We start from the raw sequence: 21,834 nt of genomic DNA, 5'->3' as shown, positions 1-21,834 counted from the left end.
ATTCCAGCGGCCGCCGCTGTCGAGCTCATCGGCGCTCAGACTGCGATCTCGACCTCGGCGATGCTGCCGACCGCTGCCTGCACCGTGCGGTCGACCGGGTCGGCCCCGGGCACCAGGGTGCGCAGCGTCCAGGAGCCATCGCCGGCGAAGAAGCGGAAGTGGCCGGTGGCGGACACCGGGACCTCCGCAGTGAACTCGCCGGTCCGGTCGAGCAGCCGGACGTAGCCGGTGCTGACGGGCTCGCCGTCCTTGGTCACCTGACCCTGGACGATCGCCTCGATCTTGGTGTTGATCCCGTCGAGCGACAGGCCACCCTCAGTTGCTCCGCACATCGGGTCAGCGCCCCCCGTCGACAGAGCCGGGCTCGTCGCCGAGGGCGATCGGAACGCCCACGAGGGAGCCGTACTCGGTCCACGAGCCGTCGTAGTTCTTGACGTTCTCCTGGCCGAGGATCTCCTTGAGCACGAACCAGGTGTGGCTCGAGCGCTCACCGATGCGGCAGTAGGCGATGGTGTCCTTGTTCCAGTCGACGCCGGCCTCGGTGTAGATGTCCTTGAGCTCGTCGTCGGACTTGAAGGTGCCGTCGTCGTTGGCAGCCTTGCTCCACGGGACGCTGGCGGCGGTCGGGATGTGACCGGCACGCTGGGCCTGCTCCTGCGGGAGGTGGGCCGGGGCGAGGAGCCGACCGGCGAACTCGTCGGGCGAGCGGACGTCGACCAGGTTCTGGGTGCCGATGGCCGCCACGACCTCGTCGCGGAACGCGCGGATCGAGGCGTCCTGCTCCTGGGCGGAGTACGACGTCGCGGCCCGGTCGGGCAGCTCGGCGACGAGCTCGCGGGAGTCGAGCTCCCACTTCTTGCGGCCGCCGTCGAGCAGCTTCACGTCCTGGTGGCCGTAGAGCTTGAAGTACCAGTACGCGTAGGCCGCGAACCAGTTGTTGTTGCCGCCGTACAGCACGACGGTGTCGTCGTTGGCGACGCCCCGCTCGGACAGCAGCGCCTCGAACTGGGCCTTGTTCACGAAGTCGCGGCGCACCTGGTCCTGCAGGTCGGTGGTCCAGTCGAGCTTGATGGCGCCCTTGATGTGGCCCTTGTCGTAGGCGGTGGTGTCCTCGTCGACCTCGACGAGCACCACCTTCGGGTTGTCGAGGTTCTCCTCCACCCACTGGGCGGAGACGAGGGAGTTCTCGCGGCTCATATCTGATGTGTTCCTTTGATCGGTTCTAGCGGCAGGCGAACAAGTGCTGACCCAGAACGACGCGGGAAGTCGCGGGCGCAACCGGCACGACGTGCCAAGAGAGGGTGCGCCGGGTGTCAGCTGTGGCGGACGGAAACCGCCGGGAAACAGACCCCGCTCAGCGCATTCGACACAGCGCCGAGCTGACGCGGCAGTTGTCCACTGCGCGTCGCTTGGTCAGCCAGATCGTCGACATGTCCGCCAGAGTACGGCGATGCCGGGCGCCGGCCTATTCGCCATCCCGGATCATGAGACGCGTGTCCACATAATGGGACGCGTCAGCAGGCGCTGCGGACGGTGGCCGCCGACGACCCGGGGAACGCGCCGGGCGTCACGTCGAGCTCGATCGCGCCGGTCTGGCCAGGGCCGGTGCGCAGCTGGAAGTCGATGTGCTGGGTCTCGCCGGGGTCGAGGAGCGTGACGACCTGCGCCACCGGTCGACCTTCGTAGTTCTCGGTCACGACCGGGTCGAACGCCCGGTCGTCGAGGGACAGCTCGTCGATCTGCCCACCCTCCGGCGCCATCAGGTAGACCGCGACGCGCTGCTGGCCCGGCTCGACCTCGTCCGCGAACCGTCCGCCCGGGAAGATGCCGGTGACCGACGGCGGCAGCTCGACACTCTCCGACGCGGTGTTGGCGAGCCGGATCGACCCCGCGACCTCCTGGGAGTAGCCGGAGCACGACCGCGCGACCACGTCGGCGTCGTACTGGAGGTAGTAGGTCATCTTCGACTCGAGCGCGTCGTTGAGGTAGATCCCGACCTGGGCCTCGTCGTCGTCCGCCGAGAGCTCGCCCGCGATCTCGGTGCCTGCGATCTGCTGCTGCTCGGCCTCGACGAAGCTGTGCATCCGGATCCGGCCCTCCGCGACGGCGGTGCCGAGCATCCGGATCACGTCGACCGGGTTGCCGCGCCCGGCGGCGAACGTGTTGAACACCGCTTCGGCCACGGCGTTCTGGTAGTCCTCCTGCGCGGCCCGGTCCTCCGCGGTCAGGTAGATCTGGTTCTCGACCTTCGAAACCACGTCGGCCGACGTCACCACGCCGTAGCCCGGCACGTTGACCGCGCCGGTGGCGGTGAGGAGGTAGGACACCGCGACCGGGTCGACGAAGAAGACGCCGTCGACGTCTCCCCCGAGCTCGCGCTGCCAGCGCTGGCTGGCGAGGTACGACGCGCGGGGGACGTCGGGGGTCAGGCTGGCGTTCATGAACCACTGTCCGAGGGTGTCGCCGAACACCCGTTCCTCACTGGCCGTGAGCGGGACGACCGGGCGCTCCAGGGCGCCGTACTGCGACGTGCCCTCCTGCTGGACGATGCGGACCTTGCCGTCGTCGGCCCGGATCTGGGAGATCGAGCCGGCCAGGCCGCCGAGGCTGCGCAGCTCGGCGTTGTTCTCGAAGACCAGCAGGTGGTCGCGCCGGCCCTCCGCCCCGAGCAGGCTCGGCATCAGCTCGGCAGCGCGGTAGGCGCTGCCGAGGGTCGAGCGCGCGGTCAGGACGATGTCGCGCAGCTCGATGAACCGGGTCGCGACGGGACCACCCAACGCGCTCTCGTCGACGTCCGCGAGCACGGCCGCTGCGTCGTCGAACGCCTGCTCGCTGTCACGCGCCGGCTCGCGCACGGACGCGATGGTGTCGAGCGGGAAGGTGTGGTCGGACGGGTTGAACGAGCGGGCGGCGATCAGGTCGGCGGCGTCGACCAGCTCCGGGATGCCCTCGTCGCCGAGGTCGGCGAGCACCGACGCCGCGACGGCGACCGCCTCTGCGTCGTCCCCCAGCACCGGCACCCTCTCGAGCAGCCACCAGGTCGGGCCGTCGGTGCGGCCCTCCGCGGAGCGGGTGTGGTCCTGGTAGTCCTCCAGCGCGCGGCGGGCGCCGTCGGCGTCGCCCTGCTCCAGCTCCTGGCGCAGCAGGAGCGCGCTGCGCTCGACCTCCTTGAGATCGCGTGCGGCCGACCAGGCGTTCCACGCGGTCCACCCGACGAACAGGATGAGCACCGCCACTGCCCCGAGGGCGATCCCGCGGGACCGCCGCTCGCGCACCCAGGAGACCGCCGAACGCCACCCGCGTGGACGACTGCGACGGCGGACCACGGGAGACACGAGGCACAGCATGCCACCCGCGGCGCGCAGCGGATGACGGCGGAGACGGGCGATCTCGTAGGATGCCCGTCGTCGGGAGGGACCGGCGTGACCGAAGATCGGTCGCCGCGTTCTTCCCTTTGCGTACGCAGCCTGTCATCGACGATTGAGGTGCCGTGGAGTTAAAGCAGTTCTTGCTGGTGCTGCGTCGGCGGTGGCGCAGCGTCGTGGCGGTCTTCCTCCTCGGGATCGGGGTCAGCACCGGCGTCTCCTTGGCGATCACCCCGACGTACCAGTCGACGGCCAAGGTGTTCCTCGCCGTCGACGTCAGCAACGCCACGGACGCCTACGCCGCGTCCTTCTTCCTCAACTCGCGCGCCCAGTCGTACGCCGACCTCGCCCACAGCTCCGAGCTGGCCGAGCGGGTCATCGACGTGCTCGACCTCGACATGACGCCGGCCGAGCTCTCGGACCACATCTCCTCGGAGGTGGTCGAGGAGACGTCGCTGATCACGATCACCGTCACCGACACCGACCCGCGCCGGGCGCAGGTCATCGCCGACGTCGTGACCAGCGAGTTCCAGGCCTACACCGAGGAGCTCGAGACCGCGGGCAGCAGCTCCGACTCGCAGATCTTCGTGCGGGTCACCGACGCTCCGGAGTACAACGCCGACCCGGTCGACCCCGACCTGGTCCTCAACATCATCGCCGGCGCCCTGATCGGTCTCCTCCTCGGCCTGACGCTGGCGGTCTCCCGCGAGCTGCTCGACCGCACCGTCCGCACCGCGGAGCACATCGGGGAGGTCACCGACGCCCCGGTCCTCGCCAGCATCGGCTTCGACGGCGACATCCGGGGCGCACCGCTCCTGACCGACCTCGGCGCGTTCGCCCCCCGCACCGAGGCCTTCCGCCTGCTGCGCACCAACCTGCAGTTCATCGACCTGGACCAGCGGGCCCGCGTGCTCGTGGTCACCAGCGCCGTCCCCGGCGAGGGCAAGACGATGACCTCGACCAACCTGGCGATCGCGCTCGCCCAGACCGGGCGCACCGTGCTGATCATCGACGCCGACCTCCGCCGCCCCCGGGTGGCGAGCTCGCTGGGCGTCGACCCGGCGATCGGTCTCACCACCGCGCTGGTCGGCAAGGCGCAGATCGAGGATGCGATCCAGGTCCACGAGCCGAGCGGTCTCCACGTGCTCGCGAGCGGCGCGAAGCCGCCGAACCCGACCGAGATCCTGCAGTCGCGGGTGACCCACGACCTGATCCGCCGGCTGCGCCAGTCCTACGACATGATCATCATCGACGCGCCGCCGCTGCTGCCGGTGGCCGACGCCTCGGTGCTCACGACCCTGTCCGACGGCGCGATCCTCGTCGTCCGGCACGGCCAGACCACCCGCGACCAGGTCACCGACGCGGTCAACCGGGTCAGCCAGGTCGGCGGTCGGCTGTACGGCGTGGTGGTCAACATGGTCGCCAAGCGCGCCATCGGCAGCTATTACTACTACTACTACGAAGAGACGTCCCCGACGAAGGACAACCCGCGTCGCAGCGCCGCGCCCGCCAAGGAGGCGCGCAGCCGCAAGACCCGGTCGTCCAACGGCGGTGGCCGCAGGGCGGCCAAGCCCGCCAAGGCACCCAAGCCGGACGACGACAACGGCAGCCACAAGGCTCCCCCGGCGTAGGGCGGAGTCGTGGCCACTACTGCGAAGCCCCTCGGCCTCCGCGGCCTGATCGAGGCGGACCTGCGGGCGAACGTCGACCGGACGGGCCGCACCGGCCTGGGCTTCTGGCTGTGGGTCGCCGGCAAGGCGCTGTTCGCGCCCCAGGTCCACGCCGTGATCCTCTACCGCTTCGCGTCCGCGCTCGCGCACACGCCGCTGCGGCCGGTCTCGTTGCTCCTCCGCTCGATCGGGCTCGTCTGGGCCGGCGCGGAGATCCACCCCGACGCCCGGTTCGGTCCCGGGCTCGCGCTGGTGCACTCCAACGGGGTCGTGATCGGCGGCGGCGTCCGCGCCGGGGTGGACTGCCGGATCAACCCGGGCGTGGTCCTGGGCGAGCCGGGTCGCGGCAGCAGGGGCGACTACGAGTTCCCGGTGCTCGGCGACCACGTCACGCTGGGCGCCCACGCGGTGATCCTCGGCTCGCTCAGGGTCGGTGACGGGTCGGTCGTCGGCGCCAACTCCGTGGTGCGGGGCGACGTTCCCGACAACGTCGTCGTCGCCGGAGCGCCTGCCCGGCTGGTGCGCCGGTTGGTGCCCTACGAGGACGACCCCAGCCGCGCCATCGCGGCACCGGCCGAGTGATCCCCGCTCAGTGATCCCCGTCAGTGGGCGGCGAGGAGCTCCTCGAGGGCGGCCTCGACCTTCTCGACGGGGATGTCGACGTCGTCGACGATGCCGGTCATCTCCTTGCCCTCCGGCCAGGACCCGGCGCCGACGAGGTAGCGGTAGTGCACGCCGCCGATGGCCTCCGCGATCGTCCAGAGGCCCAGGTGCACGTAGGTGCCGGCGAACATCTCCAGGACCCGGACGCCCGGCTGGCTCCACGTGATGTTGGTCAGCGCCGCGCCGTGCGGCGCGACGATCACCTCGGCGCCGTGGAAGACGTCGATCTGCTCCTGCACGCTGAGGGTGCCGGGGTCGAGCATCACGAAGCCCCGGCGCTCGAGGCGTGGCCAGAGCTCCGGCTCCTGGAGGTAGCGCCGGCCGCCGGGCTGCTGTCCGCGCGAGAGGTAGAGCCGGGTCGGGGTGCCGGTGCGACCGCTCGGGGGGAGCCGCTTGCGGAGCCAGTCGGTGGCCGACCGCGGCGCGTCGAGGTCCTGGTTGGGCGTGCTCGGGACCAGCAGCCGGTCGGCCCGGATCGTGCGGTCCGCCCGCGGCTGGACGTACGGCCCGGGGATGCCGGCCAGCTCCAGGATCTGGCGCTGGTAGCCGCTCTGGTGGGGCACCACGACCGCGTCGACGCGTTCGCCGGGAAGGGTCTCCTCGAAGATGCCGTAGCGGGCGACCGCGTCGTAGAGGAAGTGGTAGTAGTTGCCCGCCGTCCCGCGGGCGGCGAGGCTGAGCACGGTGCCGTCGATGCGGTCGACCTCGGGGAGCCGGGGCGTGAGGAAGACCGGGTGCTCACGCCAGCCGGCCAGCCCGAAGTAGCCGCTGGTCTGGTAGTCGAGGATCCCGCCGGGCGTGACGGTCGCGGCGAAGTCGCCGACCAGCCGGCCGTCGCGGACGTCGAGCACGTAGCGGGCCGGGACCTCGGCGCGGCGGCCGCGCTCGAAGACCCAGTGCCGGGGCGGGTCGCCCTCGGCCGGGCCGCGGGTGATGATCTCGGCCTGGCCGCCGGGGTGCAGGGTGACCGCGCCGGGCTCGCGGGCAGCCGTCTCGGCAGAGGCCACGGTCGCCGTCCGCGGGAGCCCGCGGTCGCCGAGCAGCCGGCCGAACGGCCGGAACAGGACCCCGGCCAGCACGGACAGGAGTCGGTGCGCTCGCTTGAGCAGCGGCCACGCAGGCTGGAGCCGGGCCGGCAGTCGGCTCACTGGCCCACCAGCCGACGTACCACCCGCCACACGATCGGGATCTCGATGAACCGCCGGACCAGGGCGCGCAGCCACAGCGGCCGGATCAGCCGCCGGGCGAAGCGCGACAGCCGGCCGTCGGTGCGGAGCAGGACCAGCTCCAGCTCGCCCTCGATCTCGCGGTTGAGCTCGACCGCCGGCGGGTGGGACAGCGGGAACTCGAGCGACAGCGCCGGCTCGGGGTTCTTCGCCGCCCGGGTGTGGGTCGCCCCCTCGCCGTAGCCGTCGTGCTCGACCAGGTTGACGCACGGCATGACCGACAGCCCCTGGCGGGACATGATCGTGACCCACCAGTGGTGGTCCCAGCCGTAGCGGTCGCCGTCGGGCTCGGTCGAGACGAACGTGAAGTGCTTGCGGGCGGCCTCGGTGACCAGCGCGTCCGGATGGGGTACGGCGACGTGGGTGCGCTGGGCGGGCGCGGTGCGCGGGACCTCGTCGACCCGGTCCTCGGCGCCGGCGTGGTCACGGTTGAACTCGGCCCGGTGGGAGTGCCAGCGGTCGGCCCAGGTCGCCCAGCCCCACACGCTGGCCCAGGTGCTGAAGCCGTAGCTGTAGCCGCCGAACATCTCCTTCGGCACCAGGTGCGTGTCGCCACCGATCTGCCAGACCCGCTGGTCGGCGGCGTACCGCTCGAGCAGCTCGTCGGCGTACCGGAAGAAGGACGGGTCGGGGATGCAGTCGTCCTCGAGCACGATCGCGCGGTCCACCTGGGAGAACACCCAGTCGAGACCGAGCTCCACGTTGGCCTCGAGCCCGAGGTTGCGCTCGGCGAGCTTGCGCTCGACCTTGACCGGCCAGTCGATGGCGTCGATCAGCTCGCGCACGGCCTCGCACTGGCGGGCCTCGTCGGGTCGGCCCGGGCGCGGACCGTCCGCGACGACGAACAGCTGCTCGGGTCGCACCTGCCGCAGCACGTCGAGGTTGCGGCGGGTGACGTCCGGCCGCCGGAACGCGATCAGGACGACCGGTGTCTGCACGCTCAGCTCCTCTGGGCCATCCGGGAAGCAACCCGCGCGGCACCCTTCGCGGGACGACTGTTGACCGCCGCCCGAGCGGCGCGGCGCAGTCTAGGTGACTTGATCACCTTGCGGGCGAGCTGGGCGGCCGGCCCTCCGACCCGGTTGAGGTGCAGCTCCAGCTCACGCTCGACCTCGACGTTGAGGGCGACCTCGGCGGGGTGGCGCAGGGGGAACTCCATCGGCTCGGCCGGGTCGTCCTCACGTCCCGGCGAGTAGCCGTGGGTGGCGTCCTCACCGAACCCGCTGTTGACCACGAGGTTGCCCGACGGGGCGATCGCCAGACCGCCCTCCGACATGATCGTGATCCACCAGTGCTTGTCCCAGCCGTGGGTGACGACGTCGGAGGACCGGGCGGCCTCGGCGAAGTGGCGCTGCCCGGCCCGGGTCACCAGCGTCCCCGGCGCCGGTACGGCGGGCACGGTGCGGGTGGGCGCGTCCCCGGCATCGGTCGCGGACCGGCGTACGTGGTCGCGGGGGAACACCGCGCGGTGCCGCTGCCAGCGGTCGGCCCAGGTCGCCCAGCCCCACACGCTCGCCCAGGTGCTGAAGGCGTAGCTGTCGCCCTGGTAGAGCTTGCGCGGGACGCCGTGCCGGTTGCCGGAGATCTGCCACACCCGTTGGTCGTCGCGGTAGCGGTCGAGCAGCTCCTCCGCGAACGGGAAGAAGGTCGGGTCGGGCGTGCAGTCGTCCTCGAAGACCAGCGCCTCCGGCACCTGCTCGAAGACCCAGTCGAGCCCGAGCTCGACGTTGCCCTCGACGCCGAGGTTGACGTCGGAGAAGCGCCGCTCGACCTGGCACGGCCAGTCCACCTCGTCGAACACCGCGCGGGTCTCGGCGCACAGGGCCGCGTCGTCCGGGCGGTCCGCACGCGGACCGTCGGCCACGAGGAAGAGCCGGGCGGGGGCGGCCTCCCGGATCGCCGCCAGCGTCCGCCGGGCCAGCTGGGGACGGTTGAACGCGATCAGCACGACGGGCGTCGAGAGCACGGAGCGGAGTCCTTCCGGTCAGGTCATGGGCTATTCCAGCAGACTGGCCCTCGCGCTATTAAGGTTGCCCACTGTGCCCTCCTCTGACAGCCAGCTCGTCGCCAAGCTGAAGCGCGCCAACCCGTCCCTCCTCCGCTCCTGGGCGAAGCGCCAGGCCAAGTCCGTGGCTGCCCGCGGGGGCTACCTGGTGACGAAGATGGACGACGAGGCCCGGCGGTACGCGCGGGTCTCCCACAACGACGAGGTCCCGCTGCCCCCGGGGGCGGCGGAGACCCTGCGCACCGACAACCCGAAGCTGGTCGAGCTGCAGGCGGCGTACGACTCCCTCGACGTCGCCGCGACCGCGCACACCCAGTGGCGCCAGTCGTTCCTCAAGCGCAACCTCTCGCTCGCCTGGTTCCGCGGCGACAACGCCTACGTGTGGCAGTTCCGCCAGCTGCGCAACGCGGCCGAGGCGCGGATGTACCTCACCCTGCTCGACGTCGAGTCGCGCGACCGCCTCGGCCTGCTCAAGCGCCTCGAGGAGGACGGCAAGTTCGGCGCCTGGACCTTCACCTACGGCAACCGGCCGCCGGTCAGCCGCGACCTGCTCGACAGCGTCAACGAGATCAGCTACCTCGACGCGCAGATGGGCCTGAGCAGCATCGACTCGCTGAAGATCCTCGACATCGGCGCGGGCTACGGCCGGATGGCGCACCGGGTCTCCGCCGCGCTGCCGAACCTGGAGGCCTACGACTGCATCGACGGTGTGGCCACCTCGACCTTCCTGTGCGACTACTACCTGAAGTACCGCCAGGTCCCCGACTCGGTGCGCGTCGTCCCGCTGCCGGAGTACGAGACGCTCGCCGACGACTACGACATCGCGGTCAACATCCACTCGTTCTCCGAGTGCTCGATGGAGGCCATCGGCTGGTGGCTCGACCGGATCGCGGAGCGCAACATCGACTGGCTGCTGATCGTGCCGAACACCCCGCACCAGCTGCTCAGCACCGAGCTCGACGGCAGCATGAAGGACTTCGCGCCGCTGGTCCGCGCGGCGGGCTACGTGCAGGTCGACGAGCGGCCGGTCTTCGAGAACGACGAGCTGCGCGCGCTGATCGACCTCCACGACACGTTCCACCTGTTCCGCCGGAGCTCCGCTAAGTGACGAAGGTCGTCGGCGACGACGAGCGCTCCAGAACCACGCTGTGGGTCGAGGAGAGACTGCGGCGCTACTCGGCAGCGACGACGCACCGGATCCTCGCCCGCCGGGGTGAGTCGCTGGGCATGTGGATGGGCGTCGGCTTCCCCAAGTCGGGCACCAACTGGCTCTGTGAGCTGATGGGGACCACGCTCGGCCTGCCGGTGCCGGTCGACTACCAGCTGCCGATCATGTTCAAGGCCGTGGTGCACTCGCACTACACCTACGACGAGCGGTTCCCGCACGCGATCTACATCCGCCGCGACGGGCGCGACGTGATGACGTCGTTCTACTTCTACTGGACCCGGGCGACCCAGATGAACAAGAACCCGCGGTTCTCCCGCGGCGTCCGGGAGATCTTCGACAAGCTCTACGGGCCGGGCTTCGACCCGGCCGACGTGCAGGGCAACCTGCCGAAGTTCGTCGAGTACCAGATGACCGTCGCGCCGACCACGATCGGCATCCCGTGGCACGTCCACGTCCGCGACTGGTGGGACCGTCCGCACGTCGGCCACGTGACCTTCGAGGGCCTGCTCGCCGACCCGGTCGAGGAGATGGTCCAGGCGCTCCAGGTCGCCACCGGCGAGGAGCCGCGGCGCGACCTGGTCGAGCTCGCGGTGCAGCGCCACGACTTCTCCAACAGCGCCGGCCGCCGCACGGGCGAGGAGGACCGCCGGGCCTTCCGGCGCAAGGGCACGTCGGGCGACTGGCGCAACCACTTCACGCGCGAGGCGGGCGAGGTCTTCGACTCGTACGCCGGCGACGAGCTGGTCGAGTTCGGCTACGCCGACGACCGGACCTGGTTCCGGTCCCTCTGACGATCCGCCCGGCGGTCAGGTGGCGGGCTGGTCCATCCAGCTGAATCGTCGGCCCGTGATCTCCACCAGCCGCGCGTCCCACGGCTCGAAGAACTCCCGGAGCTCCTTGTCGGTGTCGCTCGCCTCGCGGGCGTACTTGCCCGCATTGGTCCTGACTGCTGTGTTCACGTCGAAGGTGACGGGTCGGCCGAGGAAGCCCTCGAGGAGCGCGCACTCGGCCGGGTCGTTGGCGAAGACCTTCTCCGAGTCGAGCACGAGGACCTGCTCGCGCGGGATCACGTCGTAGAACCGCTCCAGGTAGCGGGCGTAGAGCCCGCGGCTGCGGTAGGAGTAGAGACCGAAGGTGATCCCGATCTCGTCCGGGTCGCGCTCCATGGCCTCGAGGTCCGCCGCGATCCGGCCCTCCTCGGCCGCCAGCGCCGCCGGGAAGTCGAGCTTCTCCCACCCGGAGCGGAGGTTGTGCTGGAAGTGGGAGTACGCCCGCGCGACCGGGTCGCGCAGCACGAAGACGACCCGGGCGTCGGGGTTCACCTCCCGGATCCGCGAGGGCACGGCGCCGTGGATCATGTAGTTCGGGCTCGCGTCGATCTGGAGCGCCTTCGAGGTCCGCAGCTGGAAGTGGGAGGCGTACCACGACGTACCTCTGCCCCAGAAGCCGTTGAAGAAGAAGATCTCCTTGATCGGCGGCTCGTAGAAGCCCGGCTGCGAAGCCAGCAGCTCGGCGAGGTACGTCGTGCCGGACTTCTGGGCGCCGCAGATGATGATGTCGGCGGTGGACCGCAGCGGTGCCGTCGCCCGGCGGATCGGGGTGGTCGCCCAGAAGGCGATGTTGCGCGGGCTACGACGCATGGTTGCTCTCCAGGACGACGGGGGTCGACCGCAGGTAGCGGACGAAGAGCACCCACCAGGTGAGGCTGATGAACGTCGTGCCGACGACCAGGCCCCAGAGCGCTCCCGCGGCGTCGTCGATGATCGCGCCGATGACGAGGGCGACGATCGTGACGATGGTGCCGCTGATCTCGGCGAACATGATGGTCTGGATCTGGCGCTTGCCGAGCAGCGCCGCGCGGACTCCGGCCTGCGAGGCATAGGCCACGATCGCCAGACCGACCGGCAGCCGGAGCGGGTCGATCAGCGCCCACACCTCACCGAGGACGAGGCGGCCGGCGGGGTCCGGCAGCCAGACCACGATCGCGAGGTTGAGGACGCCGGCCCCTGACGACATCAGCATCGCCCGGCGCTGGTGGCGCTTGATCGCCCCGAGGCCTGACTCCTCGCGCGCCACGTCGTTGGCCACCGAGGTCGAGATCGCCGACTGCATGAGCTGACTGGGCCGCCGCAACAGCATCGACGCGCGGATGGCGGCGACGCTGATCGGAGTGCTGACCAGCGCTACCGCCAAGGAGCCCACGAGAGCACCGCTGGTCGCCGACACGTTGCCGACCAGGGAGCGCCAGGAGAAGCCCCAGCGGCCGCGGAGCCAGGCGAGCGACGGCCGCTCGTCGGGCCAGCCGTACTGGGCGAGGACGTAGAGGGCCGCCAACGCCCCGGAACCCGCCCAGGTCAGGGTGATCGTGAAGAGGCTGGTCCAGTCCTGGGACAGGCACACGGCGACCGCAGCGATCCACAGTCCGAGCCAGAGCGCGTCGAGGACGAGGGCGCCCAACGGATCGGCCCGCGCGAAGGNACAACAGGAGCGGCGCGGTGATCGCGAGCGCCAGGAGCGCCGTGCCGAGGGGCGAGCCGGCGGCCATCGCGAGCAGCGCGCCGCCGATGCAGGGGATCGCTCCCCACGTCGTCACCGTCAGCGCGCTGCCGAGGATCCGCCAGGGGTGGGCGTCGGCTTCGTCGGGGTGCGCCACGGCCGGCACCGAGATCAGCGAGTGCACGATGCCGAGCCCGACCGAGTACACCATCAGCACCAGGCTGAACCAGCCGAAGTCAGCCGGCGTGAGGCTGTGCGCGGCGAAGATCACCGCGCCGAGGTTGCTGATGCTCGACAGGATCTGGCTGACCGTGGTCAGCCCGGCCCTCCCCGACCGTGAACGGCGCTCAGTCATGCGGCGGTGACGCGACACCGGCCTGTGAGCCGAGCGCCCTAGGACGGCTCGTAGAAGTCGATGATCTCGCCGACGGTCTGCGGAAGCGCTCCCTCGCTGAAGGGGTCCCGACCGATCTCGTCCTCGAGCATCACGGAGAGCTCGGCGGTCTGGAGCGAGTCGAGACCGAGCCCCTCTCCGAACAGGCGGGTGTCGGCGTCGACACCGTCGACGTCGACGTCGAGGTCGGCGCCGTTGCTGTTCTGGCGCTTGAGGAACGAGCGAATCGTGCCCCGGACGCGGTCGGCAGAACTCATTGATGCTCCATTCAGGTGGTCGCTGTACCAGTCCCCGATGACAACGTCAGCGCTGAGGCTAGGTCACGCCTCGTTGATCTTGTCGGCCGGGTCCGGCTTCCCGCCCCGCGCGCCCCGAACCTCGCGAACCGCGTCGACGATCGCCGAGGCCAGGATGCTCCGCCCCTCGTAGTTCACGTGCACCGGGTCGCCGAAGTGCTCGCGGCCACAGGCCATCACCGCGTTGGCCACTCGCCCTCGGCCGTCGGTGGCTTCCACGAACGTCTGCTCGATCAGCCGTGCGTTGCCCGCCAGGTGCTCGACCGCCTCGGCACCCAGCATCCCCTTCAGGAGCGGATGGTTGACCGGCGGGATGTAGGCGACGGACGCCAGGTCCCGATCGGCCAGCTGCCGCCCGAGGTCCGCGATCAGCTTGATGCCTGGGCTCTCGGGCGTCAGCTTCTCGGCGTTGTAGTAGTCGAGGAGGTGCCGCAACCGGACCGCCTTCTGCCAGGCGGTCTCGGGGGTGGCGCTGATGATCAGCCGCAGCTCTCCGACGGTCCGGCGGGCGCCGTACAGGCTGGGGGCGGGCAGCCGGTCGTAGTCCTCGAGCGCATCCGCCGGCGGCCGCGGGAGTCCGTGGGTCTCGGTCGCCCCCCGGGCGATGATGTCCCGGATCGCTGCCGACTCCAGCTCGTGGGAGAAGCTCGGGTGCTGGAGCGACAGGCTCGTCGCCGTGCGGACCGCGAGGGGCACGACGACCATCTCGGGGCGGGAGACGGCATGGTCGAGAGCAGTGAGGAACGCGCCGACGAGCCGCGGGCCGTAGAGCGGGCCGAGGATCGCCTCGTGGCGCCAGTCGTTCCCGAGCCCCTCCATCACCAGCTTGGGGAGCGGCTGACGCCGGGTGTCGGCGCTGTTGGTCCACCACATGGCCGAGTCGCCGAAGATCAACAGCTCCGGGCCGTCGGGTGTGCTGTAGGCCTTGCGCAGCGCGTTCAGCTGGCGCAGCTCGGGGTCACCACCACGCTGGTTCCGCTTCCGGATGTAGACGGCCTTGAGGCCGGCGGCGAAGTTGGATGCGCGGACCTTGGCGGACCTGCGTTGACCCACGTGTCGTCTCCCACTGTCGATGACCTTTGCCTGGAGGATAGGTGAGCGACCGGCGACCGCGCCGAGAAGTCCCACTGCTCGCGCACCACACGAGCGCGACGTCGGACCGACCCAGGGTCGGGCATACCGGCCCGGTGACCGCCGACGGTGCGCTAGATTCGGCGCCGCGGGAGCGCCGTCAGCCCCGCCGAGAACCGTTCTGCAGAGGTGGTAGAGGTGTCCCCGGCCGAGCTCCGCGCCCGCGCGCGCACCTTCCGCAACCGCTGGGTCAACCAGGAGCTCAAGCAGCTCGAAGCGGTCCGGCGGAGGTTGCTGCGCGACGAGGTCGACGTGCTCATCGTCAGCGACAGCAGTGTCTCGAGCTACTCGGTCCGCGACACCGACCGCACCTTCATGCCGACGCTGATCTCCCGACAGATGGGCGGTGCGCGGGTCGCGACGGTCGCGGGGCCGGGCTACGGCGCCTACCTCCACGACGAGATCCTGCGCGTGCTCAGCACGCTGCCCAACCGCCCGAAGGCGTTGGTGATCTCGAACGCGATCCGCACCAACACGATGAAGCACGTCACCGAGCACCCGATCTACAACTACCCCGGCACGCGGGCGGCGCTGGCGGGGACGAAGGACGCCCGACACCGGATCCGCGCGCTCGGCCGCGGCAACGACCCGACGCCGGAGAGGTACGCCGCCTTCGAGGAGCTCAAGGTCACCACCCGCTGGGGCGGGACCAAGACGATCGGCGACTTCCGCGCCCACGTGAAGGGCGTCGGGCCGCAGCCGTGGCCCGTCGAGCTCGAGCGGGTCCTCTTCGACTACTTCCACGGCGAGCTGTTCGACGAGACCCACCCGGGACTCCAGGACCTCGTCCGGCTCGGCAGGCGGATCAAGGAGTACGGCGTACCGGCTGCGCTCTACTGGTGTGCACCGCCGATGGAACGCGGCGAGCTGCTCTTCCCGGGCGAGTTCCGCGACCAGGTGATGGCCAACTGGGCGCTGACGCGCGACGCCCTTCTCGCCGGGGCCGGCGACTCACTGAGGATCGTCGATCCCGGGCTCGTCGAGGAGGACGACTGGGACGACCCCCAGAACGCGACCGAGCACTTCACCTACGCCGGTCGGGTCAAGATCGCCGACGCCCTCGCGGCCGCCCTCCCCGGACCCTACGGAGGACGCGCATGACGGCGCCGACCTGCCCGGTGTGCGACTCGACGATGTCGTACTTCGACGCGGCCGTCGTGCTCGCCTCGTACGACGCCACCTACCACCGCTGCGACGCCTGCGGACTGGTCGCGACCCGCGAGACACCCTGGCTCGAGGAGGCCTACACCAGCGCGATCCACGACGCGGACGCCGGACTGCTCCGCCGCGCGCGGCGCTACCAGCGGCTGGCGTCGACGGTCATCGCGTTCGAGGGCCTCAAGGGCGGGCGCTTCCTCGACTGGGCGGGCGGCTACGGCGTGTTCACCCAGCTGATGCGCGACAAGGGCTACGACACCTGGCACCACGACGACTTCGCCACGCCGGTCTTCGCCCGCGACTACCAGGACACCGGCGAGGGCCGCTACGACCTGATCACGGCGTTCGAGGTGATGGAGCACCTCTTCGACCCGCGCACCGAGCTCAAGGGCGTGGCGGAGCGCACCGACCGGCTGCTCTTCACGACCGAGACCCTGCCCGACCCCGCTCCGCGGGTGGGCGAGTGGTGGTACTACATGCCGGCGGTCGGCCAGCACATCACGTTCCACACCGTCGACTCCCTGCGGATCCTCGCCGGGCACCTCGGCTACGAGCTGACCAGCAACGGCTCCAACTGGCATCTCTTCCACCGCGGCAAGGTCGACGTCAGGACCCGGGCCCTGCTCTCGCCCCGCACGACGGGCGCTGCCCGCCGGACCCTAGCGTCGCTGCGCCAGCTGCGCGGTTGAGCGTTCGGCCCGGCGCCGACCCGATTGCAGATAGCATCCCCGCCGTGCGCCAGCTCCTCACCATGATCGCCTTCCTGCTGCCTTCCAGCGGGCTCAAGATCAGGCTCCTGAACCTGCTCGGCCACCAGATCCACCCCACCGCACGGATCGGCATCTGCTTCGTGCAGAAGGTCGGCCGCTTCGAGCTGGCCGAGGGCGTCACGATCGGCAACTTCAACGCGTTCCGCTTCCTCGCCCGGGTGCAGATGGGCCTGGGGTCGCGGATCGTGATGTTCAACTGGATCCTCGGCGGCTCCGGACTGGAGCCGGGGCTCCCCGACGACGAGCGCGGCATCCGGCGGACGCTCCGGATGGGAGCGCACTCCCACGTCATGAGCTTCCACTTCCTCGACTGCGGAGGCGGCCTGCTGATGGCCGACGAGACCTGGCTCACCGGCCTCCGGAGCACGGTCCTCACCCACGCGTTCGATCCCCACGAGGGCGGCATGATCCTCGAACCGGTCGAGCTCAAGCGCGGCGCGGTGGTGTCGACCTCGTGCACCATGCTGCCGGGCACCGTCATCGGCGAGGGTGCGTTGCTGGCGGCCGGCTCGACGCTGTGGACGCGGCAGGAGCTGGCCGGCGGAAGCCTGTACGGCGGGGTGCCTGCCCGGCGCCTCTCGGCCATCCAGATCTCGGACTGGGTGTACAACCGACGCCGGTACGGCGGCCAGAACACGTTCTGATAGTTTCGCGCCCAATTCTGCGATGGAGGCTCCCCAGTAATGAACGACGTGCAGACCACGGTGCTGACCGTGATCGAGCAGCTGCTCGAGCGGAGCGACAAGAGCGGCGTGGTCGTCACGCTCGACTCCGTGATCCACGGCGACGGCCTCAGCCTCGACTCGTTGGAGACCGCCGAGCTGTCCGCGATCCTCGAGGACGAGTTCGGCTCCGACCCGTTCGCTGCGGGACTGATGCCGGAGACCGTGGCAGAGATCGTGGCCTTCTACGGCGCCGGCGAGGGCGCGGCCGCCTCATGAGCTCATCGCCACGCACCATCATCGTGACGGGCGGCAGCCGGGGTCTCGGCGCCGGGATCGTCCAGTCCTTCCTCGACTCGGGTGACCGGGTCGCGTCGTGCTCCCGCTCGACCACGCCGCAGGTCAAGGAGTGGGAGTCGGACCCTGCGTACGCCGATCGCTTCCTCTTCATCGAGGCCGACATCGCCGATCGTGACCAGTCGACGGCGTTCGTCCAGGCGGTCGTCGACAAGTGGGGCACGATCGACGTCCTGGTCAACAACGCAGGGGTGGCGCGCGACGGCATCCTCGCGCTGTTCTCCGACGAGGACTCGGACACGGTCATCGACCTCAACCTGAAGGCGACGATCCACATCACCAAGCGGGTCGTCCGCAACATGCTGAGCCACGGCGGCGGAAGCATCGTGAACATCTCGTCGATCGTCGGCCTCACCGGCTACCGGGGCCTGACCGTCTACAGCGCCACGAAGGCCGCCCTCGACGGCTTCACCCGGTCGCTGGCCCGTGAGCTGGGGTCGCGGAAGATCACGGTCAACAGCGTGGCCTCCGGCTACCTCAAGACCGAGATGAGCCACGGCCTCGACGACGCCCAGCTCAACCAGATCGTCCGGCGCACTCCCGCCGGTCGGCTGGGCGAGCCCGACGACATCGCCCGCGCGATCCAGTTCCTCGTCGACGAGCGCAACAACTGGCTCACCGGCCAGGTCCTGGTCGTCGACGGCGGCCTGACGTGCTGAGGAGCGACGTGACCGAGTCCTACGAGCCCGCCGACCACTACGACCGGGTCACCCACGCGTGGGGTCTCCTGCTCGGAGCGGAGCTGCACTACGGCGTCTTCGAGTCCCCCGACGAAGAGCTCGACGTCGCCACCCACCGGCTGACCGAGCGGATGGCGGCGGGCGGCCAGCTCGAGCCCGGCCTCCGGCTGCTCGACGTCGGCTGCGGCATCGGCGCCCAGAGCAGGTTCCTCGCGTCGACGTACGACGTCGAGACCGTCGGCATCACGACCAGCCCGGTGGGCGTGGAGACGGCTCGGGAGCTGACCGAGGCGGCCGGGCTCACCGGCCGCTCGTCGTTCGAGCTGCGCGACGCGACCGCCAACGGCTTTCCCGACGAGAGCTTCGACCGGGTGTGGATCCTGGAGTCGTCGCACCTGATGCGCGACCGCCAGGCGCTGGTCTCCGAGGCCACCCGGGTGCTCAAGCCGGGCGGCCGCCTGGTGTGGTGCGACATCGTGCGGCACCGGACCATCCCCTTCCTCGAGGTGCGCGAGCGCCGCGAGGAGTTCGCGACGCTGCGTGAGGCGTTCGGCGATGCGCGGATGGAGCCGCTGGCGGACTACGTGCAGTGGTTCGAGTCCGCGGGGCTGACCGTCGAGCAGGCCGACGACCTCACCGCGGCCACGTTGCCGACGTTCGAGGCGTGGCGCGCGAACGCCGACCAGCACCGCGACGCCGTCGTCGACGCGCTGGGCGAGCACGGCCACGCCGCGTTCGTGCGCAGCGCCGACATCCTCGAGTCGCTCTGGCGCGACGGCACGTTCGGCTACGGCCTGATCGCCGCTTCCAAGCCCGCTGCGTCCTAGGCCGTCGCCGTGATCGAGTTGCTCCGCCGGGCGGCCGCACGCGACGCCGAGGCGGTCGCCATGATCGCCGAGAGCGGCGAGTGGACCTTCGCCGGGCTGGCGAGCGAGGCCGAGTCGCTGGCGCACGGACTTCGGGACGCCGGCATCGACCGGTTCGCGATCGCGTCCAACGACATCCCGCGGGTGGTGGCACTGCTCGCCGCCTCCTCGCTGGTCGGTGCCGAGGCGTGCGTCTACGCGCCCGACATCACCCCCGAGGAGATGGACCGCCAGGCCGCCGCCTTCGCGCACCCGGTGGTCGTGTCCGACCGCGACGACCTCGGTGAGCCCGAGGTGAGCGTGGTGCGACCCGCGTCGCTGCTGAAGGACGGCCCTCCGCTCGACGTACTCCCTGAGCGGCGGCCGCTGATGGTCCTCACCACCGGCAGCACCGGCACGCCGAAGGGGGTCCGGCACGACTGGTCGCGCCAGCTCGCCCGGATGGAGCAGGCCCGCGACGGCTCCGGCCAGGTCTGGTTGCTGGCCTACGGCCCCAACCAGTTCGCCGGGCTGCAGGTGCTGATCCACGTGCTCGGCACGGCCGCGACCCTGGTCGCGCCCTCGGTACGGCGACCGCAGGCGGTCCTCGAGCTGATCCACGACCACGGAGTCGACCACATCAGCGCGACGCCGACGTTCTGGCGGTTCATGCTCGCCGAGTTCCGCGCCGACCCGCGCCCCGTCCCCGACCTGAGGCAGATCACCCTCGGCGGGGAGGCTGCGCCCGGCTCGCTGCTCGAGGAGCTGCGGGCCACCTGGCCGTCCGCGCGGCTCTCCCACATCTATGCCGGCTCCGAGTTCGGCTCGACCGGCTCGGTGCGCGACGGCACCGACGGCCTTCCCGCCGACCTGCTCGAGGTCCGGGACGACGCCGACGTCAGCCTCAAGATCGTCGACGACGAGCTGTGGGTGCGCTCGTCGGCCTCGATGCTCGGCTACCACGGCGAGGACGACCGTCCCGCCGACGAGTGGTGGCCGACCGGTGACCTCGTCGAGGTCGTCGGCGACCGGATCGTCTTCCGCGGCCGCAAGACCGACGTGATCAACGTCGGCGGGGTCAAGGTGCACCCGCTGCCGGTCGAGGAGCGCGTGTCCGCCGTACCCGGCGTCAAGGTCGCCCGCGTCTACGGCCGTGTGAACGCCCTGGTCGGCGCGGTCGTCGCCGTCGACGTGGTGGTCGACGACGGGGTGGACGAGCAGGCGCTCAAGGCCAGCATCCGCGAGGCCTGCGCCGACCTGCCGCGCCCCTGGCAGCCCCGGAGCATCCAGGTCGTCGAGGAGCTGGCGATGAAGGAGAACAAGGTCGTCCGCGGCGGCGCAGCCACCGACTGACGGCCTGTCCGATCTCAGCCGGTTGACCGACGCCGGTCGGCCGCCTCCAGGTGGAGCCCGAACAGCACTCCGTCGTACGGCTCCACCGGCCCGGTGACGTGCGTGCCGGGCAGGACGACGGAGAGCGGCAGTGGCGCGACCGGGGATGACGGCAGTCCCCACGACGCGCGCCACCCGGACAGCTGAGCCGACGAGGCCGCGAAGACGATCGCGCCCAGTCCGACCCATCCGTGCGCCGCGGCACACATCGGGCAGTGCTCCCCGGAGGTGTAGACCGTTGCGCCCGCCCGCGCCCGAGCGTCGAGGTTCCGCCACGCCCACTGGGCGAGCTCGAGCTCGGGGTGGGCGGTCGGGTCCGCCCGGCTCACCTCCCGGTTGCGAGCCTCGGCCACCACCTTCCCCGCGTCGTCCACCAGTACCGAGCCGAAGGGATCGTCGCCGTCGTCGAGCGCCTCCCGCGCCAGCTCGACACAGCGCTCCAGGTGCTTGCCGTGATCATTCGCCCTCATCGCCCCGACCGAACCAGAGATCGACGCCCACGTCGAGCAGGCGTCGGAACCCGGTGCCCCGCGCCCCCGTCCGCGGGCCCGTCACGATTCGATCTCGGGTGGCGCCACCGCGGCGCCCTCGCCCTACCTTCGATGGGTGAAGGCGTTCGTCCGGCGGTCACTGGCGACGGTGTTGGCCGTGGCGGGCACCGGCGTCGGCATCAGCGGGTGCGCTGACGACTCGTGCGCCTGCTCCTATCCCGGCGACGCGGACTCCCGGCGTGCGTCCTTTCCCGTCGTCGCGGGAGGTCGCGCCGACGGGGGCCACTTCGCGGCCCTGAACGGCTCGCTCAGGTTGTCCGGCGGATGTCTTGTCGTGCGTACCGGCACAAGAGTGGTCGTGCCCGTGTTCCTGTCGGGCGACGAGCCCCGCTGGGATGCGGACGACCGGCGACTGCGACTAGCGGGCGAGGACTACGGGCTCGGCCGGGTCGTCGAGTTCGGGGGCGGAGAGGCCGACGTCGCGACCCTGGACGAAGCCGCGGTGCCTGCCGCCTGCAGGGACCGGAGGACCTACTTCGTCGTCACCAGCGGCGGATAGGCGCCCCGCGGAAACTCGCTAGGGATCGCCGGGTCGGCGGCCGCACACTAGGCGGCTGTGCCCGGATCCGTCGGCGGCCCGCCGTACGGTCCTCTCCTGCTAGCCCGAAGGGTGGTGAACATGAACGACATCGAAGCGATCGACCTCCTCACGGAGGCGCCGGAGCCTGCCCTCCGGCTGCTGGCGAGCGCCATCGATCGCGAGTTCCAGCGGCGCGAGCCCAAGGAGCCCACCCCCTACGAGTACGCCGCCTCCCAGCTGGGCGTCGAGCCGACCGAGCTGGTCGTGCTCTCGGAGGACCTCCAGCCGACGGTCGCCCACTCCGTGGGTCGCTGGATGTTCGAGGCCCAGGAGCGGTGGGGCGCCGACCACGTCGGCGCCTACCCGACCCTGCCGGCGGCCAGTGACACCGTCCAGGGCGCCGCCGGCGACCTGCGCGCCTTCCACTCCGCGACCGTCGTGCTGCCCGCGGGCGCGCTGACGGCCGCGCCGGTGGTGCTGCGGAT

26 protein-coding genes are annotated in these 21,834 nt (G+C 70.9%); 14 read left to right on the top strand and 12 right to left on the bottom strand.

Translation table 11 applies throughout. The annotated features are described in order from the left end of the window. Nucleotides 1-35: 35 nt before the first annotated feature. From H0488_RS11445 to H0488_RS11435, 4 genes are all read right to left on the bottom strand, one after another. Nucleotides 36-332, bottom strand: a complete 297-nt coding sequence (locus H0488_RS11445) for a DUF1416 domain-containing protein (protein ID WP_183099406.1) — start codon at nt 330-332, stop codon at nt 36-38. 4 nt (nt 333-336) lie between these two features. After that, a complete protein-coding gene (locus tag H0488_RS11440; RefSeq protein WP_183099405.1) occupies nt 337-1,197 on the bottom strand; it encodes a sulfurtransferase in 861 nt (286 codons plus the stop codon). A gap of 157 nt (nt 1,198-1,354) precedes the next feature. Next, on the bottom strand, nt 1,355-1,432 hold the full coding sequence (locus tag H0488_RS25260) for a putative leader peptide (protein WP_376768467.1): 78 nt from the start codon (nt 1,430-1,432) through the stop codon (nt 1,355-1,357). Between the two features lie 82 nt (nt 1,433-1,514). Further along, on the bottom strand, nt 1,515-3,275 hold the full coding sequence (locus tag H0488_RS11435; RefSeq protein WP_220794484.1) for a DUF4012 domain-containing protein: 1,761 nt from the start codon (nt 3,273-3,275) through the stop codon (nt 1,515-1,517). 215 nt (nt 3,276-3,490) lie between these two features. On the opposite strand from H0488_RS11435, the gene H0488_RS11430 reads away from it, so the two are divergent. Continuing rightward, complete coding sequence (locus H0488_RS11430) at nt 3,491-4,996, top strand: tyrosine-protein kinase domain-containing protein (RefSeq protein WP_183099403.1); 1,506 nt, start codon at nt 3,491-3,493, stop codon at nt 4,994-4,996. Nucleotides 4,997-5,005: 9 nt separating this feature from the next. Further along, a complete protein-coding gene (locus tag H0488_RS11425) occupies nt 5,006-5,617 on the top strand; it encodes a serine O-acetyltransferase (RefSeq protein ID WP_183099402.1) in 612 nt (203 codons plus the stop codon). Between the two features lie 20 nt (nt 5,618-5,637). On the opposite strand, the gene H0488_RS11420 is transcribed toward H0488_RS11425, so the two are convergent. The 3 genes from H0488_RS11420 to H0488_RS11410 are packed head-to-tail and all read right to left on the bottom strand — an operon-like array spanning nt 5,638 to nt 8,890. After that, a complete protein-coding gene (locus tag H0488_RS11420; protein ID WP_183099401.1) occupies nt 5,638-6,846 on the bottom strand; it encodes a glycosyltransferase family 61 protein in 1,209 nt (402 codons plus the stop codon). Next, nucleotides 6,843-7,862, bottom strand: coding sequence for a glycosyltransferase family 2 protein (locus tag H0488_RS11415; RefSeq protein WP_183099400.1), 1,020 nt, complete (start codon nt 7,860-7,862; stop codon nt 6,843-6,845). The genes H0488_RS11420 and H0488_RS11415 overlap by 4 nt, the downstream gene beginning before the upstream one ends. A gap of 2 nt (nt 7,863-7,864) precedes the next feature. Further along, nucleotides 7,865-8,890: a glycosyltransferase family 2 protein gene (locus H0488_RS11410; protein WP_183099399.1), complete on the bottom strand. Its 1,026-nt coding sequence runs from the start codon at nt 8,888-8,890 to the stop codon at nt 7,865-7,867. A 73-nt stretch (nt 8,891-8,963) separates the two neighbouring features. On the opposite strand from H0488_RS11410, the gene H0488_RS11405 reads away from it, so the two are divergent. Together H0488_RS11405 and H0488_RS24095 are read left to right on the top strand one after the other, a co-directional pair. Continuing rightward, a complete protein-coding gene (locus H0488_RS11405; protein WP_183099398.1) occupies nt 8,964-10,037 on the top strand; it encodes a putative sugar O-methyltransferase in 1,074 nt (357 codons plus the stop codon). Further along, a complete protein-coding gene (locus H0488_RS24095; protein WP_183099397.1) occupies nt 10,034-10,888 on the top strand; it encodes a sulfotransferase domain-containing protein in 855 nt (284 codons plus the stop codon). The genes H0488_RS11405 and H0488_RS24095 overlap by 4 nt, the downstream gene beginning before the upstream one ends. A gap of 15 nt (nt 10,889-10,903) precedes the next feature. On the opposite strand, the gene H0488_RS11395 is transcribed toward H0488_RS24095, so the two are convergent. After that, nucleotides 10,904-11,737 carry a sulfotransferase domain-containing protein gene (locus H0488_RS11395; RefSeq protein ID WP_183099396.1) on the bottom strand — a complete coding sequence of 278 codons (834 nt, stop codon included), beginning with the start codon at nt 11,735-11,737 and terminating at the stop codon, nt 10,904-10,906. Then, a complete protein-coding gene (locus tag H0488_RS11390; protein WP_183099395.1) occupies nt 11,727-12,554 on the bottom strand; it encodes an MATE family efflux transporter in 828 nt (275 codons plus the stop codon). Before H0488_RS11390 ends, H0488_RS11395 begins: the two co-directional genes overlap by 11 nt. 38 nt (nt 12,555-12,592) lie before the next feature. On the opposite strand from H0488_RS11390, the gene H0488_RS11385 reads away from it, so the two are divergent. Beyond that, complete coding sequence (locus tag H0488_RS11385) at nt 12,593-12,958, top strand: hypothetical protein (protein ID WP_183099394.1); 366 nt, start codon at nt 12,593-12,595, stop codon at nt 12,956-12,958. Nucleotides 12,959-12,986: 28 nt separating this feature from the next. On the opposite strand, the gene H0488_RS11380 is transcribed toward H0488_RS11385, so the two are convergent. After that, nucleotides 12,987-13,244: a phosphopantetheine-binding protein gene (locus H0488_RS11380; RefSeq protein WP_183099393.1), complete on the bottom strand. Its 258-nt coding sequence runs from the start codon at nt 13,242-13,244 to the stop codon at nt 12,987-12,989. A gap of 63 nt (nt 13,245-13,307) precedes the next feature. Then, complete coding sequence (locus H0488_RS11375) at nt 13,308-14,336, bottom strand: hypothetical protein (protein ID WP_183099392.1); 1,029 nt, start codon at nt 14,334-14,336, stop codon at nt 13,308-13,310. A 216-nt stretch (nt 14,337-14,552) separates the two neighbouring features. Between H0488_RS11375 and H0488_RS11370 the strand changes: the two genes are divergently transcribed. The 7 genes from H0488_RS11370 to H0488_RS11340 are packed head-to-tail and all read left to right on the top strand — an operon-like array spanning nt 14,553 to nt 20,239. Beyond that, on the top strand, nt 14,553-15,515 hold the full coding sequence (locus H0488_RS11370) for a hypothetical protein (protein ID WP_183099391.1): 963 nt from the start codon (nt 14,553-14,555) through the stop codon (nt 15,513-15,515). Beyond that, nucleotides 15,512-16,261, top strand: coding sequence for a class I SAM-dependent methyltransferase (locus H0488_RS11365; RefSeq protein WP_183099390.1), 750 nt, complete (start codon nt 15,512-15,514; stop codon nt 16,259-16,261). Before H0488_RS11370 ends, H0488_RS11365 begins: the two co-directional genes overlap by 4 nt. A 44-nt stretch (nt 16,262-16,305) precedes the next feature. Further along, nucleotides 16,306-16,986 (top strand): acyltransferase, encoded by a 681-nt coding sequence (locus H0488_RS11360; protein ID WP_183099389.1) that lies wholly within the window; start codon nt 16,306-16,308, stop codon nt 16,984-16,986. 39 nt (nt 16,987-17,025) lie between these two features. Further along, a complete protein-coding gene (locus H0488_RS11355; RefSeq protein ID WP_183099388.1) occupies nt 17,026-17,283 on the top strand; it encodes an acyl carrier protein in 258 nt (85 codons plus the stop codon). Then, the gene (gene fabG / locus H0488_RS11350) at nt 17,280-18,020 is read left to right on the top strand and encodes a 3-oxoacyl-ACP reductase FabG (protein ID WP_183099387.1); all 741 of its coding nucleotides are present in this window, start codon (nt 17,280-17,282) and stop codon (nt 18,018-18,020) included. Before H0488_RS11355 ends, fabG begins: the two co-directional genes overlap by 4 nt. 8 nt (nt 18,021-18,028) lie before the next feature. After that, the gene (locus H0488_RS11345) at nt 18,029-18,868 is read left to right on the top strand and encodes a class I SAM-dependent methyltransferase (protein WP_183099386.1); all 840 of its coding nucleotides are present in this window, start codon (nt 18,029-18,031) and stop codon (nt 18,866-18,868) included. A 9-nt stretch (nt 18,869-18,877) separates the two neighbouring features. After that, entirely contained in the window at nt 18,878-20,239 is a 1,362-nt protein-coding gene (locus H0488_RS11340; RefSeq protein ID WP_183099385.1) for a class I adenylate-forming enzyme family protein, read from the top strand. 14 nt (nt 20,240-20,253) lie between these two features. Here the strand turns inward: H0488_RS11340 and H0488_RS11335 are convergent, their stop codons facing one another. Then, entirely contained in the window at nt 20,254-20,748 is a 495-nt protein-coding gene (locus H0488_RS11335) for a nucleoside deaminase (protein WP_183099384.1), read from the bottom strand. Between the two features lie 136 nt (nt 20,749-20,884). Here H0488_RS11335 and H0488_RS11330 point away from each other — a divergent pair, with 136 nt between their 5' ends. After that, complete coding sequence (locus H0488_RS11330; protein ID WP_183099383.1) at nt 20,885-21,328, top strand: hypothetical protein; 444 nt, start codon at nt 20,885-20,887, stop codon at nt 21,326-21,328. Nucleotides 21,329-21,448: 120 nt separating this feature from the next. Then, nucleotides 21,449-21,834 (top strand): hypothetical protein (locus H0488_RS11325; protein ID WP_183099382.1); only part of this gene is annotated, 386 nt, incomplete at its 3' end.

The organism is Nocardioides pelophilus (assembly GCF_014180685.1).
Lineage (GTDB): Bacteria > Actinomycetota > Actinomycetes > Propionibacteriales > Nocardioidaceae > Nocardioides > Nocardioides pelophilus.
This window is presented reverse-complemented; position numbering and strand designations above follow the sequence as displayed.

Bases quoted from the DNA above. Each gene is read 5' to 3' on its own strand.
- H0488_RS11445 (WP_183099406.1), bottom strand. From the start codon at position 332: ATGTGCGGAGCAACTGAGGGTGGCCTGTCGCTCGACGGGATCAACACC.
- H0488_RS11440 (WP_183099405.1), bottom strand. From the start codon at position 1,197: ATGAGCCGCGAGAACTCCCTCGTCTCCGCCCAGTGGGTGGAGGAGAAC.
- H0488_RS25260 (WP_376768467.1), bottom strand. From the start codon at position 1,432: ATGTCGACGATCTGGCTGACCAAGCGACGCGCAGTGGACAACTGCCGC.
- H0488_RS11395 (WP_183099396.1), bottom strand. From the start codon at position 11,737: ATGCGTCGTAGCCCGCGCAACATCGCCTTCTGGGCGACCACCCCGATC.
- H0488_RS11380 (WP_183099393.1), bottom strand. From the start codon at position 13,244: ATGAGTTCTGCCGACCGCGTCCGGGGCACGATTCGCTCGTTCCTCAAG.
- H0488_RS11365 (WP_183099390.1), top strand. From the start codon at position 15,512: ATGACGGCGCCGACCTGCCCGGTGTGCGACTCGACGATGTCGTACTTC.
- H0488_RS11355 (WP_183099388.1), top strand. From the start codon at position 17,026: ATGAACGACGTGCAGACCACGGTGCTGACCGTGATCGAGCAGCTGCTC.
- fabG (WP_183099387.1), top strand. From the start codon at position 17,280: ATGAGCTCATCGCCACGCACCATCATCGTGACGGGCGGCAGCCGGGGT.
- H0488_RS11335 (WP_183099384.1), bottom strand. From the start codon at position 20,748: ATGAGGGCGAATGATCACGGCAAGCACCTGGAGCGCTGTGTCGAGCTG.